The 2,596-nt window shown below is 74.3% G+C and carries 2 protein-coding genes; both read left to right on the top strand.

Features of this window, described 5'->3' with window-relative positions; all coding sequences use genetic code 11:
• Window positions 1-888: ABC transporter substrate-binding protein (locus ABZ885_RS39250; protein WP_360199694.1), on the top strand; the 888-nt coding region annotated here is incomplete at its 5' end.
• Between the two features lie 197 nt (window positions 889-1,085).
• A complete protein-coding gene (locus ABZ885_RS39255; RefSeq protein WP_360199696.1) occupies window positions 1,086-2,408 on the top strand; it encodes a geranylgeranyl reductase family protein in 1,323 nt (440 codons plus the stop codon).
• Window positions 2,409-2,596: the final 188 nt, after the last annotated feature.

Consider the following 2,596-nt stretch of genomic DNA (forward strand, 5'->3'; position numbering starts at 1 on the left):
GCCGCCGCCGCACTCGGCGCGGGCGGCCTGCTGCTCGCCGGCTGCGGCAGCGGCCAGGCCGCAGCCCCCGGCAGCCCGGGCGACCTGCGCGCCCGGCTCCCCAAGGCGGTCAAGGCCGCCGGGGTGCTCAAGATCGGCTCCTACCTCAACTACCCGCCGGTCGACTTCAAGGACGCGAACGGCGCGCCCGCCGGCCTGGATCCGGAGCTGGCCCGGGCGATCGCCTCCGCCCTCGGACTCAAGGTCGAGTTCGTCGACATGCCGTTCGCGCGGCTGATTCCGGCCGTTCAGGCCAAGGAGATCGACCTGGCGATGTCGGCGGTGATCGACACCAAGCAGCGCCAGCTGGGCGCCGCCGACGACGGTCACCAGGCCGATCCGGGCGTCGACTTCGTCGACTACTTCGGCTCCGGCACCTCGATGGTGGTCAAGGCGGGCAACCCGCTGAACCTCGCCTCGCTGGACAGCCTGTGCGGCCGGACCGTCGCGGTCCAGCGCGGCACCGTCCAGGACGAACTCGCCACCCGGCAGACCGCGGCCTGCCTGCGGATCGCCAAGCCCCTGCAGATCCACCGCTTCGAGGGCGACGAACAGGCGCTCGCCGAGGTCGCCTCCGGTGCCGCGGTCGCCGACCTGAACGACTACCCGGTGGCCCAGTACAACACCACCCAGCCGGGCCGCGCCGGAACGTTCCAGCTGGCCGGCACGAACTTCCTGCAGGCCGGCCCGTACGGCATCACCGTCGCCAGGGACGACACCGACCTGCGCGAGGTGATCGCCAAGGCGCTCGACCAGGTGATCCACAGCGGCGAGTACGACAAGATCCTCGCCAAGTGGAACCTGCACCGCGGCGCGGTCTCCAGCGCGGTGGTGAACGGCGGCCTCTGACCGCCGCGCGGCACGCCCGGGTCACGCTCCCGGGTAGCCCGCACCCGTCCCGATGGCCGGTAACGACCGGTCATCGGGACGGGGTCCGCGTGTCGGGGCGCCGCACGGCGGCCGCTGTCCCTATCGTCTGAGACCGCATCGTCTGAGACCGCAGAGTCCGTCGAGTCCGCCGCCGAACCGACCCGTGGGAGTGCCTGATGCCCGGCCCAGAGCAGCAGTCGTCCGCCGACAAGCACCCCGGCCGCGAGCAGGACAGCGCCGACGTGATCGTGGTGGGCGCGGGCCCGGCCGGCTCCACCGCCGCCTGCCACCTCGCCCGCACCGGCCTCGACGTGCTGCTGCTGGAGAAGTCGGCCTTCCCCCGGGAGAAGGTCTGCGGCGACGGCCTGACGCCGCGCGCCGTCAAGCAGTTGGTCGACCTGGGCATCGACGTCTCCGAGGAGGCCGGCTGGCTGCACAACAAGGGCCTGCGGCTGATCTCCGGCGAGCACCGGTTGGAGCTGGACTGGCCGCAGCTGTCGGCCTTCCCGTCCTTCGGCCTGGTCCGCCGGCGGGCCGACTTCGACGAACTGCTCGCCCGCCGGGCCGCCGCGGCCGGTGCCCGGCTGGTCGAACGGGCCAATGTGGCGGACCCGTTGGTCGACGAGCGGACCGGCCGGATCACCGGAGTGACCGCCCGGCTCGGCGAGGAACGGCGACCGGTCGCCTACCGTGCCCCGCTGGTGGTCGCCGCGGACGGCAACTCCACCCGGCTGTCGCTCGCGATGAAGCGCTACCGCCGCACCGACCGGGCGATGGGCGTCGCCTACCGGACGTACTTCACCACCCCGCGGCACGAGGACCGCTACCTGGAAGCCTGGCTCGACCTGCGCGACCCCCGGGAGCCGGCCCGGCGCCTGATGCCCGGCTACGCCTGGGTGTTCGGCATGGGCGACGGCACCGCCAACGTCGGCCTCGGCGTCCTGGACACCGCCGCCGTGGGCCGCGAGGTCGACTGGCGCGACCTGCTCCGCCGCTGGTGCGCCGACCTGCCGCCCGAGTACGGCTTCACCCCCGAGGGCGTCACCGAGCCGGTCCGCGGCTCCGCCCTCCCGATGGGCCTCAACCGCCGGCCCCACTACGCCGACGGACTGTTGCTGGTGGGCGACGCGGGCGGCACCGTCAGCCCGGCGACCGGCGAGGGCATCGCGTACGCGATGGAGTCCGGCCGGTACGCCGCCGAGACGATCGTTCAGGCACTGGCCCGGCGCACCGACCGCGGCCGCGAACTCGCCCTGCGCGCCTACCCGCAGGCGCTGCGCGCCGCCTACGACGGCTACTTCGCGCTCGGCCGGCTGGCCGCCGACGTGCTGGGCCGCCCCCGGCTGCTCGGCACCGCCGGTGCGCTCGGCCTCGGCCACCCCGCCCTGCTGAAGGCGGCCTTCCGGCTGATGGTCAACCTGACCGAGCCGAACTCCCGCGACGCGCTGGACCGGCTGCTGCACGTCCTCGGCAGGATCGCGCCCAGCAGCCGGTCCTGACACCCCGGCACCCGCCCGACGGCCGAACCGGGCCCGTCCCGTGGTCGACATGCGCCCCGACGATCAGCAGGGAGACGCCGGGACCGGCCGGCGTGTAGGCGTCCAGGTGTGCGGCCAGCACCTCGCCGTACGCTCCCGGGTCCGCGATCCAGTCCGGAGCCCGGGCGCCCTGCAGGGCCGCGAGGGTG

The organism is Kitasatospora sp. NPDC047058, assembly GCF_040643935.1.
Classification (GTDB): Bacteria; Actinomycetota; Actinomycetes; order Streptomycetales; family Streptomycetaceae; genus Kitasatospora.

Excerpts from the sequence above, each read along its gene's own strand:
- ABZ885_RS39255 (WP_360199696.1), top strand. The coding sequence starts at position 1,086 with ATGCCCGGCCCAGAGCAGCAGTCGTCCGCCGACAAGCACCCCGGCCGC.